Here is a 12,922-nt window from a genome sequence, read left to right on the forward strand (position 1 = left end):
GGACGCGAATTGGTTGCCACCTTCATCGCCTCACCCGTGTGAGTGACATGCGGCCCTGGTCTGCGGCCAGGTCGGACGGATGAAAGACTGGCGCCATGGACGAGCGTGTAATCGGTAGGTCGGGTCAGCGGGCGTCGGTCATCGGCCTCGGAACGTGGCAGCTGGGCGCCGACTGGGGCGACGTGGAGGACAAGGACGCCCTCGCGGTGCTGGACGCGGCGGTCGAGTCGGGAGTGACCTTCTTCGACACCGCCGACGTGTACGGCGACGGGCGCAGCGAGCAGACCATCGCCACCTTCCTGCGCGGCAGGCCCGAACTGGATCTGCTGGTCGCGACCAAGATGGGCCGTCGGCTCGACCAGCTCCCGGAGAACTACGTCCTCGACAACTTCCGTGCCTGGAACGACCGTTCGCGGCGCAACCTCGGCGTCGACCGGATCGACCTGGTCCAGCTGCACTGCCCGCCGACCCCGGTCTACTCCTCCGGCGAGGTCTTCGACGCCCTGGACACCCTGGTCGAGGAGGGGCGTATCGCCCGGTACGGCGTCAGCGTCGAGACCTGCGCGGAGGCACTCACCGCGATCGCCCGCCCCGGCGTGACCAGCGTGCAGATCATCCTCAACGCGTTCCGGACGAAGCCCCTCGCCGAGGTGCTCCCGGCCGCCGAGAAGGCGGGCGTCGGCATCATCGCCCGGGTGCCGCTGGCCTCGGGCCTGCTGTCGGGCAAGTACACCAAGGACACGGTGTTCCCGGAGAACGACCACCGCACGTACAACCGCCACGGCGAGTCCTTCGACCAGGGCGAGACCTTCTCCGGTGTCGACTACGCCACCGGCGTCGAGGCGGCGGCCGAGTTCTCCGCGCTGGCCCCGGAGGGGTACACCCCGGCGCAGCTGGCCCTGCGCTGGATCCTCCAGCAGCCCGGTGTGACCACGGTGATCCCGGGCGCCCGCTCGGCCGAGCAGGCCCGTGCCAACGCCGCGGCCGCCGCCCTGCCGCCGCTGTCGCAGGAGACGCTCACCGCGATCCAGGACCTCTACGACCGCCGGATCAAGGCTCAGGTGGAGAGCCGCTGGTAGCGGACCGGCGCCGGGTGTCACGGCTCCAGGAGCAGTTGCCGTTCCTGTTCCTGGTCGCCGGAGACACTGCCCCGGTCCTGGGCGGTGAAGGTACCGGTGAGGGTGTCGCCCGCGCAGCGGACGGCCGTGGGAGTGCCCTGCACGGTGACCGTCACCGGCGCCGAGAGCCGCGTGGTCGTCGGGTGACCGGGCGCGAGGGACTCCGTACCGACGGTGAACGCGGCCGTGTGCACCGTCGAGTGCCCGTCGTCGTCCCCCGGGGACTCGTCCGCCGGCCCGAAGGCCGATTCCAGGGCTCGTACGACCGTCTGGGCGTCGGCGGCGGTGCCGCCACTGATCGTGAGGGTGAGCTGCGTCCCGGACATGGCCGGACCTCTTCTCGACGTGGGCACCGTGGCGCTGTCCGAGTAGCCCTCCCCCGATCACTCAAACCCGGTCGGTCCGGAACTGATCGAACTCGCCGAGACGGGGAACCCGTAGCCGACAGGACGTGAGGGCGAGTGGGCCGGGAGGAATCATGGTGGACACGGACGGCAAGGCCGGTCCGCGCGAACGTGGGCGCACGGAGACCGAGGACGAGCGGGCCGACCGTATGTGGGGCGAGCTCATCCAGGAGGTGCGGGTCGCGCAGACGGGTGTGCAGATCCTGTTCGGTTTCCTGCTGACCGTCGTCTTCACCCCGAGATACCCGCAGCTGGGGCAGACGGAGCACACGATCTACATCATCACCGTCGTGCTGGGGGCCGCCGCGACCGGCGCCCTCATCGGGCCGGTCTCCCTGCATCGGATCGTCTCCGGACGCCGGGTGAAACCGCAGGCCGTGCGCTGGGCCTCGCGCCTGACCTTCACCGGTCTGCTGCTGTTGCTCGCCACCATGACCTCGGCGTTGCTGCTGGTCCTCAGGGTGGCCACCCACGACGCGTACGTGCCCTGGCTGGTCGCGGGGATCGTCGCCTGGTACCTGGCCTGCTGGTTCGTGCTGCCGCTGTGGACGCGTCACCGCTACACCACGAACTGAGCGCGAGCGCGCAGCGCCGCGAGCTGCCGGTCGTGGACGCGGCTCAGCAGGAGCAGTGAGAGGGTCGCACCGATCAGCGCGCAGAACATGTCCCACTGCGTGTCCCACACGTCGCCCTGCGTGGCCAGGAAGTCGTCGGCCGCGGCGCCACCGATCACGGCCGCCGCCCACTCGAACATCTCGAACACCGCGCTGAAGGCCAGACAGGCACACACGGTCAGCGGCGCGAGCCAGCGGCTGCCGCGCAGCGGTGACGTCCGGCTCAGCAGTTCCCGGACGAGCAGGGCCGGCACGAAGCCCTGCATCAGGTGGCCGAGCCGGTCGTACGGATTGCGGTCGAGGCCGAAGGCGTCGCGTGCCCAGTCGCCCAGCGGGACCTGCGCATAGGTGTAGTGGCCGCCCACCATCAGGACGAGCGCGTGGAGCGCGAGCAGACAGCACAGCAGGTTGGTGAGGGGGAAGCGCCGCCAGGTCAGGACGATCACGGGCAGCCCGACCATGATCCAGAACGTCTCCAGGAACCAGGTCATCAGGTCGTGCGGCTGCCACACGGAGATCGCGAGCGCGGCGGTCACCAGCCCGGCGAGCAGCACGGGAAGGCGTCGGCGCGGGGCGCCGCTGTCGGCGGGGACAAGGCGGGAGGCGGTGTCAACTGCGGGCATCGGGACGCTCCTTGTGGTGGAGCACCATCGTGGCGGAGCGTCCCGGCCCTCGCTTGAGTACGCGTACTCAAGCGAGGGCGCCCGCATCCTCAGGTGCTACGCGGGCGAGGTACGTGCCCCGCGCAGCGCGGTGATGCACGAGGCGATGGCCTCCTGGAGCTCCTCCAGCTGCTGGACCATGTCGTCCTCGGCGAACTCCTGGACGTCGTCGAAGGTCAGCTCCTCGAACGCCTTCGTCGCCTTGGTCAGGCTGCTGTAGAACTTGGTCCGCCGTTCCTGGACGCGCAGCTCCGGGTCGGCCTCGACGGCCTCGACGACCAGGTTCTTGAGGGTGTCGTAGGCCTCGCTCGCCCACTCGCCGGTGTCCTCGTCCTCGTCCAGCTCGTCGAGGAGGGACAGATGCCGTTCGGCCTCCTGACGCAGATCGACGGGGGCTTCGATGGTCTGCCCGGCGGGTGTCTTCACCTGGCCGGACTCGGCGATCTGGCGCACGTATCCGACGCGGTCGGCCGACCGGGACTCGGAGGCCACGGCCTTCTTGAGGTCGTCGGTGCGGACGATGTCGCGGGCCAGCTCGGCCTGGAGGTCCGGGTCCTCCTTGATCCGGTCGAGCAGTGCGTGCCGGGCGGCTCGGGCGGTCGAGGGGTCGGCCATGATCGCGGCGCGCAGCGCGGTGGGGTTCTCGGCGACCTCCAGCGCCTTGGTCGGCCGGATGCCCTCCGCCTCGGCGGCCTCGGAGATGGCGGCACCGCGCTCCGAGCCCGCGCTGGACCGGGAGCTGTAGTAGGTGAGCCACAGGTCGGCGCCCGGGAGCTCGACCTCCGCGCCCGGGGCCAGCGCCTCGAAGTGCGGGACCACACCGTCGTCGGCTGCCTTGTCCCAGGCCTTGTAGTAGCGCATGACCCGCTCGGGCGAGCAGTCGGCGAGGGCGGCGAACTCCTTGGCGGAGATCTTCGGCGTCTCACCGGCGGGCTGACCACCGGGCCGCACACTCCGCGCCACCTTCAGCCCGAAGGCCCAGCCTCCGGTCCGCGCGTAGGCCCCGAACTCCTGTGCGTCGCGCGCCACGAGGGGGGACACCTCAGCGGGGTCGAGGGAGGCGTCGACGGTGTCGTCGGGCTCCGCCGACGGCTCGGACCACTCGGACCCGTCGAACTCCTCGGACACGGGGGGCGTCTCGGGCGTCTCGGCAGGCTCAGGCGTCCCGGACGTTTCGGACGGGGCGATCGCTACGGTCACAGGTGACTCTCCCGGGCAGGCTGGACGGACTGCGAAGGTGCAGACAGGCAGCCTATATGCGCGCATTGACGCTGCTTTGACAGACCGGGCCCTACCCGGATCCCGGCCTGTCACCGGGGCCGTACGCCCGGTGGTCGACACGTGTACCCGCCCATGGCTGTACGCGGTTCACTCTCTGAACGTCCGCAGGAAGGTGTCCAGTGCCTGCCGGTTGGCGGTGTCGTTCCAGTCGGCCGCGGGTGTCGTCCAGCGCAGCGAGTAGCCCGTCTTCTCGCCGGTGAGGAAACCCCGGCCGAAGGTCCGGATGCGGGTGCCCTCGAAGTCGGACAGCCACTCCATGTCGGCCCCCCTGCGTCCGTGGTAGGTCGTCGCCCTGATCTCGCCGATCCGCTGGAAGCCGATGTCCGCCTTGACCAGGCCGGGTTGGACGTCGTCGCGCCACACGGCGACGGGATCCGGGCGCAGCAGCTGGCTGTACGTGACGGCCAGGGTGCGCGGGTCGTCGTCGGCGCCGAACAGGATGCGGTAGGCCACGTTGCCGGGGGCCACGTCCTCGCTCAGCCGCTTCCACCCCTGAGGGAGGGCGATGGAGAACCCTTCGGGCGCGTTGTAGACGCGGAACCCCGCAGGCAGGGCCTCGGCGGTGCCGCCGGTGGGTGAGGGGGTGGGGGTGGGCGCGGGAGGCGTGGAAGGCGGCGCAGACGGTGTCGGCGAGGCCGGTACGGAGGGGGACGGACTCGGTTCGGGGACCTGGTCGGGGAGGGTGGCGCTGCCGCCCGTGGAGGGGACGGACGGGGCGGGGGCGGCGACGGACGGGGTGGTGTCCGCGCCGGACGCGGACGCGTCGATGCCGGGCAGGTTGTCCGTCGTGGCGAGGGCGGCGACGGTGACGACGGCCAGAGCCGTACCGGCGAGGACGAGTTTGCGGGCGGCGCTTCTGTTCCCGTTCCGGCCGACGCGCCGCGCTCCGACGGCGGCACCGACGTCGCGCGGCCGGACCGAGGGCAGCGGTTCGTCCGAGGTGTCGGGTTCGTCCCTGATGACGCGCAGCAGGGCGTCCCGTGCCACCGGAGCGGTCAGCCGTTCCCGGGCGCTCTTGCGCAGCAGCCCCTGGATGACCTGGGTGAGGGGACCGGCACGGACCGGGCTGCGCAGCGGCAGCCGGTCGACCGCCTTGAGCGTGGCGTCGGGCCGCCCCCGGTCACGGAAGGGCGGCCGGCCCTCGGCCATCGCGTAGAGGAGCGCGCCCAGCGCCCACAGGTCGTCCGACGGGTCGGCGCGTGAGCCGTGGGCCTGTTCGGGTGAGGCGAACGAATGCGCGCCGACCCGGGACGCGGACGTGGCACCCGCCAGACCGAAGCCGGTCACCACGACCGGCCCCTGGTCCCGCACGAACACCTGGCCGGGACTGAGTTCGGCGTGCACGATGCCCTCGCGGTGCGCGGCCTCCAGCACGTCGAGCACTTCGAGGGTGATGCGCGCCGCCCGCACGTAGTTGAACGTGCCCTGCCGTTCGAGGAGTTCACTGAGCGGTGTGCCGTCGATCCACTCGGCGACCGTCCACAGGGTGCCGAACTCCTCAAGGACGTCGATCACGACGCCCACCCGGCCGGGCAGGACCAGTCCGAGGATCTCGGACGCGCGCATCACCCGGGCGATGGCCCGGCGCGCGGTCTGCTCCCGGGGGTCGGGCGGGAGCTGGATCTGGGTGAGGACGACCGGGCGCTCGGACGAGGTGTCCTCGCCGTACCAGGAGACCCGGTTCGTTTCGCGATGGACGACATCGAGGAGTCGGTACCTTCCGGCCACCAACTCGTTTGTGGAGACGTGCGCCTTGACCATGGCCATCCCTCGCTGAACCCCTGGCTTTCACCTTTCCCAGAGGTACGAGGGGTACGACGGGGTCTGTTCAATTATTCCGCAACTCCCGGGCCCGATTTTCCTTTTATTCATCTGCGGCGAGCGGGTGTGCGAAGAAAAGGGGACTTTCAATGGCAGCGCGTGACGGCCCGCACACGATCTTTCCACCGGATCTCCTCCGCACCCTTCACGTCTCCCGGTGCACGAGGAAGCCCAGCAGCGTCCGTAGCCCGTCGAGTGCCGGTCCCGTCAACTCCACTTCGTCCAGGCCGCGTTCGACAGCGGCGAGGTGTCGGCGTGCCTCCGAGAGGGCCGCCGTACGGCCGCCCGCCTCCGCGACGAGCGCCGCCGCCCGGCGCGCGAGCGCCTCGTCGGGCACCTCGACGGACTCCAGTACCGCGGCGAGCCGCCGGGCGGCGGGGACCGGGGCGTCGAGCGCGGCCAGTACCGGGTACGACTTCTTCCGCTCGCGGAGATCACCGTGAACGGGCTTGCCGGTTACGGCCGGATCGCCCCAGATGCCCAGCACGTCGTCGACCATCTGGAAGGCGGTGCCGGCGTGCCGTCCCACTCGCTCCAGCGCTGCCGTCGTCGCCGGAGGGGCGCCGCCCAGCGCGGCTCCCAGGGAGAGCGCACAGCCGAGCAGGGCGCCCGTCTTGCGTTCGGCCATCGACCGGTACTCCTCGGGTCGCACCCGCTCGGGCCCGGTCCACGGCCGGTCGGTGAACAGCAGGTCGTCGGCCTGCCCGGAGACCACGTCCGTCAGCGCCGCCGACAGCAGGCGCATCCCGGCCGGGCCGCCAGGAGTCCGCGCGAGGGTCTCCACCGCCAGCGCGAACAGCGCGTCCCCGGCGAGTACGGCCGGGCCGGTGCCGTACGCCTTCCACGCCGTGGCGCGGCGGCGCCGGGTCGGGTCGCCGTCCATGATGTCGTCGTGCAGCAGCGAGAAGGTGTGCACCAGCTCCACCGCGACGGCCGCCGCGACTCCGGACCGCCGGGGCGCCCCGGCCGCCTCCGCCCCGAGCACGGCCAGCGCCTGGCGTACGCCCTTCCCGCCGGACGCGTCGACGGGCCTCCCGCCCACCTCGCACCAGCCGAAGGAGTACGCGGCCATCTCGCCCAGCCAGGGATGCAGGCGGTCGACGGCCTCGGTGAGCGCCGGACGCACCAGGTCACGGCACCGTTCGAGGAGTTGGGGCACGGACGGCGCCGCCGGTGCCAGGACCTCGGAGGCCGGCGGCGTCATCGGGCGGCCTCCGTGTCCGTGTCCAGGCCGAGTTCGGTCCGCGCCCGCGCCACCATGGCGTGGGCGTGCCGAAGCCCGATGCGGTCCAGCTCACCGGCGAGTTCGGCCAGTTCGGCGGCGGTCTCGGCGCGGTCGTGGCCCAGGCGGGCCAGAGACTTGGCCAGCCCTAGGCGGGACAGCGCCTCACCGCGCGGCTCGCTCATGGCACGGAACTCAGCCAGGGCCCCGGAGTACAGGTCGCGCGCCTCGGCGTAACGCCCGGCGCGGTAGAGGACGTTGCCGCGCATCTTGTGGTTGTAGGCGAGCGCGCTGATCAGGTTCATCGCCGTGCAGCTCTCCTCCGCCTCCGTGAGCAGGGCGAGGGCACGCTCCGCGTCCCCGTCGCGCACGGACACGATGTCGGCGAGCCCGCGTAACGCCCAGGCGTGGCCACGCCGGTCGTCGGCCCGCGCGGCGATCTCGGCCGCCTCCTCGAACATGCCGTACGCGGTGTCGTACGAGCCGGTGTTGCGGTGCATCTGCGCGATGCCCTCCAGCGCCCACACCGTGTGCCGCGCCTCACCGCGCCTGCGTGCCTCGGCGAGCAACTGCTCGTGCAGCCGGCCGACCGCCTCGTAGTCGCCCTGGATGCGACCGGTCTCGGCCAGTCCCGCGAGCGAGTAGCCGCGTACGACGATGTCCCCGCCGCGCTCGCCGAGTTCCGCCGCCAGTCCCAGCAGCCGTCGGGCCAGCGGAAACGCGCCGCGTTGGCGGGCCAGGGTGCCGCCGCTCCACAGGGCCCACGCCATCGCCCCGGTGTCCCCGGCCGCCCGGGCCGCGCGGTAACTCGCCTTCCAGGCCCGGTCCGCGTCGCCCACCTGCCCGAGCCGCCGGTGCGCCTCGGCGACCGCGAGTCCGGAACGGGCGGCCTCGGCGGCCTGACCCGCCTGCTCGGCGACGGCCAACTGCTCGGTGCCCGCCGCGAGCACGTCGACCAGGGAGGAGTTCACCGAGAGGCTGGTGAGCGCGCCCTGGTACTCGGGGGCGAATGCCTTGCCGTACATACAGCCCTTTCGGTATACGCTCAGCGTATACATGATGTGTATAGTGCGCCGGAAAATCGCCCCGGCCGGTTCGGGCCGGGGCGGCTCTGTGCTGTCGTCCGTCAAGACGGCGGCGACGGCGCCGAGGTTGCCTGTGCGACGTAGATCACGTGCCGGGGCGTGAGTTGCGGGAGCGTCAGTGCTGCTGGGCCTTCTGCGGAGTCGCCTCGCTCGGCCGTACGACGACGACCCCCTCGCCCTGGAGCATGAGTTGAACGGCCTCGCCGGAACCACCGCGGATCATGGAGCCGATGGACTGCGAACGGTGCAGCGACGTCTGCAGGCTTGCCGTCCAGCCCACCACCGCGTCCGTGTCGACGTACACCGGATACTGCGGCGAGACCGGGATCACCAGCGGATTGCCCTCGCAGACGAGCCCCAGCCGCCCCTGCCCGGTGAAGACACTGTTGAACAGACCCCCGCCGCTGATTCCCGCCCCCTTCACGGTCTTGATCTCATACGTCAGAGACGCGTCGAAACACAGCACGTTGCGTCCGTTGACGGTGAAGACGTCACCCGGGTCGATCTCGACGATGAAACAGTTCTGCGCCTCGTGCGCGAACCAGGCCTCGCCCTGCCCGCGCACCGTCATCAGCGGCAGCCCCTCGCCCGTGACCGCGCGCTTCAGCATGCCGCCGACGCCCTGGCCCTTGCGCTCGAACTGGAGGTTGCCGCGGTAGGCGATCATCGCGCCCTGGCGGGCCAACATCTCACCGTTGACCGCGTACTTGATCGACTTGGCGTTCTCGGTGGTCATACCGGGCGCTGTGGCCGGCTGCACCATGTACTCACTGGAAAAGAGGTCACCCTTCATGCGGGCATCGTGTCCCGGAGGGTGCCGTTCCGCCAGGAGAACGCGCGGAAAGAGGCGACGACCCGGCGAAAGGCGACCGGAAGGCGCTGTGGGGCCGGACGATTCGCGCTGTCGGGGGTGCCGGTTACCCTGCGTCGCAGGGCAGGGCCCGACTACGGTTCCCCCCGTTCGGGGCGGGTCAGGCGCCGAAGAGCTGGGTCCAGTAGGTGCCTGCCTTGCCGCCGCCCGCGAAACCGATGCCTATGTGCGTGAACTCCCGCTTGAGGATGTTGGCGCGGTGCCCGGGGCTGTTCATCCACCCCTCCACGACCTCGGCGGGGGAGCGCTGCCCGCACGCGATGTTCTCGCCGATCGTGCGCCGGGTGGACCCCGCGGCGGCGGCCCGGTCCCATGGCCGGCTGCCGTCGGGCCCGGTGTGCGAGTAGAACGCGCGGACCACCATGTCCGTACTGTGCGCCTGCGCGGCCCGGGTGAGCAGGGCATCGGTGGCCAGCGGCGCCAGCCCCGCCCGTGCTCGCTCCCGGTTGGTGAGGTCCGTGACCTCGGCGGCCGTTCGTGCCAGGTCACCGGGCATGAGGGGGCGGGCCCAGAGGGCGGTCCAGTAGGTGTCGCCCGTACGGGACCCGGTGACATGTGCCACGCCGACCTGGGTGAACGCGGGGTCCCGCAGAGTACGTCGGGCCTGTTCGGTGCGCAGGCAGTACTCGACGAACTCCTCGGGCGTACGCGGACCGGAGACCAGGTGCTCGCCGACGGTCAGATACGTGTACCCGGTGTCCGTGACGCGCTGGTGCACGGAGGTGCCGTCCCGGCTCTCGGTGCCGAGGCGGCCGGCCGACGCCATGTCGGCGGCGTGTGCCCGCGCGGCGGCGCCGAGCCGCCCGTCGAGGGAGACGGGCGGAGAACCGGCAGCGGCCCGGGCCGAGTTCACGAGGCCGAGGAACCCGTCGGCGGGAGCGAGCGAGCCCGGTGTTCCGGCGGCCGGGTACACCGATCCTGGCGACGCGCCGGCCGGGGGAGCCGACCCGCCGGCGTCGGCCGATGACGGGCCGCCCGTCGGCCGGGACCACCGGGAGGCCGCGCTCGACAGCCGGGAGGCGGCGCCGGACAACCGGGCCGGTGCACGCAGCCGCACACCGGCCGTCGAAGGCGGTGCGGTGAAGCCCGACGGGGGCTGGGCCGGGGAGGCGTCGTCCGTGACGTCCACCCCGAAGTCCCGGGCCAGGCCCGCCAGTCCGTCCGCGTACCCCTGACCCAGCGCCCGCAGCTTCCATCCCGCGCCCCGCCGGTACAGCTCCGCCAGCAGCAGGACCGTCTCCCGCTGCGGACGCGGCGGGGTGAACCGGGCGAGCGGACGGCCTCCGGGGCCGTTGACGTGGAGGGTGGGCGCGGGGAGCCCGCCCAGCGCCGCTCCCGGATCGGCCGGGCTGACCACCACCGTGACCCGGGTGGCGCCGGGCCGCAGGGCCGACGGATCGACGGTGAGGGTGTCGCCGTGCAGCCGGGCTCCCGGTGCGGACGGCTGGTTGTAGAACACGAAGTCGGCGTCGCCGCCGACCTTGCCGCCGTCGTCGGTCACGAGCGCGCTCACATCGAAGGGGCCCGGCACCCGGAGCGTGAGGGTGCCGCCCGGAAGGGGCGTGTTGCCCCCGGGGACCAACTCGCTCATCGCGCCTGCCCTGGGGTCGTCGTTCACGCCCTCGGGGGCGTTGCCCCTGTAACGCACGGCCGGGGCGCCGCGGTTCCCCGGCCCCCGCGACAGCCGACCGGGGAACAGGCCGGCTACGCCTCCTCGACGCGCACCAGGTGCACGGCCGAGCTGGACCAGTCGCCGGGTGCGAGGTCGAGCCGCATCCCGTAGTCGACGAGCACGTTCGCGTGGTGGACGGCGCCCGTGCGCGCGTCCCGGTAGCGGGCGCTGGGGGTGAGGCCCCGCAGCCGCACCGGAATCCGCGGAAGACCGTGCCGGGGGCCGTAGCGGAAGCCCAGCACCAGGGCCTCGGCCGCGTCCTCGCCGACGTACTGCAGAGCCGTCGGCTCCTCCCCGAGCGGCCCCGACAGCCGGTACAGCTCTCCGTGCTGCACCAGATGCCGCACCGTCTTGTACTCGGCGACGAGCGCCGCGCCCTCCGCGAGCTCCTCCTCGGACCAGTGCGTCAGATCACCGCCGATACCGAGCAGCCCGCACATCGCCGCGTGGAAACGGAAGCTCAACGGAACCGAACGCCCCGTGAGCTGGTTGGGCACGTCGGTCACCCACGCCGACATGGCACGCGCCGGATACACCTGGCCGAACCCGTGCTGGATCACCAGCCGGTCCACGGCGTCCGTGTTGTCGGACGTCCACGCCTGATCCGTACGGGACAGGATGCCGAGGTCGATCCGGCCACCACCGCCACTGCACGTCTCCACGCGCAGTCCGGGATGGTCGGCGCGCAGCCGGTCGATGACGTCGTACAGATTCGCCACATACCGCGTCCACAGCCGGTCGTCGCCGTCCGGCCGCCCCGACCAGCCCGACTCGCCGAACGCGCGGTTCATGTCCCACTTGAGGAAGTCGACCCCGTGGTCCCCGACCAGCCGGGTCAGCCAGCCGTACGCCCACTCGGCCACCTCGTCGCGCGCGAAGTTCAGGACGAGCTGATTGCGCAGCTCGGTGCGGGCCCGGCCGGGAAGGTGCAGTACCCAGTCGGGGTGCTCGCGGTACAGCTCGCTGTCCGGATTGACCATCTCCGGCTCGACCCAGATCCCGAACCGCATGCCCAGCCCGTGCACAGCGTCGGCCAGCGGCTTGAGCCCCTCGGGGAAGCGCTCCGGAGTCGGCGTCCAGTCACCCAGCCCCGCCCGGTCGCTGCGCCGCGCCCCGAACCAGCCGTCGTCGACGACATACAGCTCCACCCCGAGCAGCGCGGCCCGCTCGGCCAGCGCCAGTTGGCTCGCCTCGTCGACGTCGAACCCGGTGGCCTCCCACGAGTTGTAGAGCACCGGCGCCGTCTCCCGCGCCCGGGGCAGCACATGGGTCGTCGTGTACGTGTGCCAGGCGCGGCTCGCCGCCCCGAACCCGCCGTCCGTGCACAGCCCGGCGAACACCGGCGAGGTGAACTCCTCGCCCGGTACGAGCGGAACACTCACCCCCTCATGGCCCACGCCCCCGGTGAATCCGGCCAGCCCGTCGGGGGTGCGCTGCGCGGTGATGCGCCAACTCCCGCTCCAGGCAAGGGCCGCACTCCACACGCGGCCGTGCTCCTCCGTCGCCTCGCCCGCGTCGAGCATCACCCACGGGTTGGCGTGATGGCTGGTGATGCCGCGTCGGCTGGTCAGTACCGTCTCGCCGAACGGCAGCGTGTCGCGCCGCAGTTGACTCTCGGCCGACCACTGGCCGGTGACATGGCTGAGCCGGTAGTCGCGCAGCGGCGGCAGCGTCCAGGCGGCGGAGTCGGCGCGCAACAGGTCGACGTGCTCGTCACCGGCGTTGCGCACCACGGTCCGGCGCTCGATGACGTCCGTGTCGGTGCGGACCGTGTAGTGCAGCTCGACGTCGAGGGGATACAGACGGTCGCGGAACTCCAGCACCAACTCACCGACTCCGGGCGCCGGTTCGAGGACCCGGTGACCGGTCGGCACCCATTCGAAGCCACGGGAGGAGTCCGCGTACCGCACCTGGAGCGAGGGCGGTCCGTAGCGGGTGCCGCCGTCGACGGGGAGTTCCTCGCCCACCGGGGTGCGGCCCTCGAAGCTGCTCGACGTGTCGCGCGCCGGAGCGACCAGCGCGCCCGCCTCCGTGAGGGTCAGCCGCGGCCCCCACGCGAGATGACACGGCGCGCCGGTCTCGTCGATCCGCAGCGCGTACGACGTGCGCGGTGTGGTCAGCAGCCAGACCCCGGTGTCCGGGGAGTGGGAGATCAGCGGCATGGTGCCTCAC

11 protein-coding genes are annotated in these 12,922 nt (G+C 72.0%); 2 read left to right on the plus strand and 9 right to left on the minus strand.

What is annotated here, in order from left to right; translation table 11 throughout:
• Positions 1-95 precede the first annotated feature (95 nt).
• Positions 96-1,079 carry an aldo/keto reductase gene (locus tag PV734_RS10840; RefSeq protein ID WP_319090728.1) on the plus strand — a complete coding sequence of 328 codons (984 nt, stop codon included), beginning with the start codon at positions 96-98 and terminating at the stop codon, positions 1,077-1,079.
• A 17-nt stretch (positions 1,080-1,096) separates the two neighbouring features.
• Here PV734_RS10840 and PV734_RS10845 read toward each other — a convergent pair whose 3' ends face one another.
• Complete coding sequence (locus tag PV734_RS10845; protein ID WP_319090727.1) at positions 1,097-1,444, minus strand: hypothetical protein; 348 nt, start codon at positions 1,442-1,444, stop codon at positions 1,097-1,099.
• A 152-nt stretch (positions 1,445-1,596) separates the two neighbouring features.
• Here PV734_RS10845 and PV734_RS10850 point away from each other — a divergent pair, with 152 nt between their 5' ends.
• Positions 1,597-2,097 (plus strand): DUF6328 family protein, encoded by a 501-nt coding sequence (locus PV734_RS10850; RefSeq protein WP_319090726.1) that lies wholly within the window; start codon positions 1,597-1,599, stop codon positions 2,095-2,097.
• Here the strand turns inward: PV734_RS10850 and PV734_RS10855 are convergent.
• From PV734_RS10855 to PV734_RS10890, 8 genes are all read right to left on the minus strand, one after another.
• On the minus strand, positions 2,082-2,759 hold the full coding sequence (locus PV734_RS10855; protein WP_319090725.1) for a DUF2238 domain-containing protein: 678 nt from the start codon (positions 2,757-2,759) through the stop codon (positions 2,082-2,084). The genes PV734_RS10850 and PV734_RS10855 overlap by 16 nt on opposite strands.
• Before the next feature lie 96 nt (positions 2,760-2,855).
• Complete coding sequence (locus tag PV734_RS10860) at positions 2,856-3,839, minus strand: hypothetical protein (RefSeq protein WP_415924188.1); 984 nt, start codon at positions 3,837-3,839, stop codon at positions 2,856-2,858.
• Between the two features lie 327 nt (positions 3,840-4,166).
• Complete coding sequence (locus tag PV734_RS10865) at positions 4,167-5,840, minus strand: serine/threonine-protein kinase (protein ID WP_319091309.1); 1,674 nt, start codon at positions 5,838-5,840, stop codon at positions 4,167-4,169.
• Positions 5,841-6,045: 205 nt separating this feature from the next.
• Positions 6,046-7,104 (minus strand): polyprenyl synthetase family protein, encoded by a 1,059-nt coding sequence (locus PV734_RS10870; protein WP_319289345.1) that lies wholly within the window; start codon positions 7,102-7,104, stop codon positions 6,046-6,048.
• A complete protein-coding gene (locus PV734_RS10875) occupies positions 7,101-8,147 on the minus strand; it encodes a tetratricopeptide repeat protein (RefSeq protein WP_319289367.1) in 1,047 nt (348 codons plus the stop codon). Before PV734_RS10875 ends, PV734_RS10870 begins: the two co-directional genes overlap by 4 nt.
• Positions 8,148-8,322: 175 nt before the next feature.
• The gene (locus tag PV734_RS10880) at positions 8,323-9,000 is read right to left on the minus strand and encodes an AIM24 family protein (RefSeq protein ID WP_319289346.1); all 678 of its coding nucleotides are present in this window, start codon (positions 8,998-9,000) and stop codon (positions 8,323-8,325) included.
• Between the two features lie 178 nt (positions 9,001-9,178).
• Positions 9,179-10,669, minus strand: a complete 1,491-nt coding sequence (locus PV734_RS10885) for a CAP domain-containing protein (RefSeq protein WP_319094604.1) — start codon at positions 10,667-10,669, stop codon at positions 9,179-9,181.
• Positions 10,670-10,782: 113 nt separating this feature from the next.
• Entirely contained in the window at positions 10,783-12,912 is a 2,130-nt protein-coding gene (locus tag PV734_RS10890) for an alpha-galactosidase (protein WP_319289347.1), read from the minus strand.
• Between the last annotated feature and the right edge of the window lie 10 nt (positions 12,913-12,922).

The organism is Streptomyces sp. AK08-02, assembly GCF_033795085.1.
In the GTDB taxonomy this organism is placed as follows: domain Bacteria; phylum Actinomycetota; class Actinomycetes; order Streptomycetales; family Streptomycetaceae; genus Streptomyces; species Streptomyces echiniscabiei.

Bases quoted from the DNA above. Each gene is read 5' to 3' on its own strand.
- PV734_RS10850 (WP_319090726.1), top strand. From the start codon at position 1,597: ATGGTGGACACGGACGGCAAGGCCGGTCCGCGCGAACGTGGGCGCACG.
- PV734_RS10845 (WP_319090727.1), bottom strand. From the start codon at position 1,444: ATGTCCGGGACGCAGCTCACCCTCACGATCAGTGGCGGCACCGCCGCC.
- PV734_RS10880 (WP_319289346.1), bottom strand. From the start codon at position 9,000: ATGAAGGGTGACCTCTTTTCCAGTGAGTACATGGTGCAGCCGGCCACA.
- PV734_RS10840 (WP_319090728.1), top strand. From the start codon at position 96: ATGGACGAGCGTGTAATCGGTAGGTCGGGTCAGCGGGCGTCGGTCATC.
- PV734_RS10890 (WP_319289347.1), bottom strand. From the start codon at position 12,912: ATGCCGCTGATCTCCCACTCCCCGGACACCGGGGTCTGGCTGCTGACC.
- PV734_RS10875 (WP_319289367.1), bottom strand. From the start codon at position 8,147: ATGTACGGCAAGGCATTCGCCCCCGAGTACCAGGGCGCGCTCACCAGC.
- PV734_RS10865 (WP_319091309.1), bottom strand. From the start codon at position 5,840: ATGGTCAAGGCGCACGTCTCCACAAACGAGTTGGTGGCCGGAAGGTAC.
- PV734_RS10885 (WP_319094604.1), bottom strand. From the start codon at position 10,669: ATGAGCGAGTTGGTCCCCGGGGGCAACACGCCCCTTCCGGGCGGCACC.
- PV734_RS10855 (WP_319090725.1), bottom strand. From the start codon at position 2,759: ATGCCCGCAGTTGACACCGCCTCCCGCCTTGTCCCCGCCGACAGCGGC.
- PV734_RS10870 (WP_319289345.1), bottom strand. From the start codon at position 7,104: ATGACGCCGCCGGCCTCCGAGGTCCTGGCACCGGCGGCGCCGTCCGTG.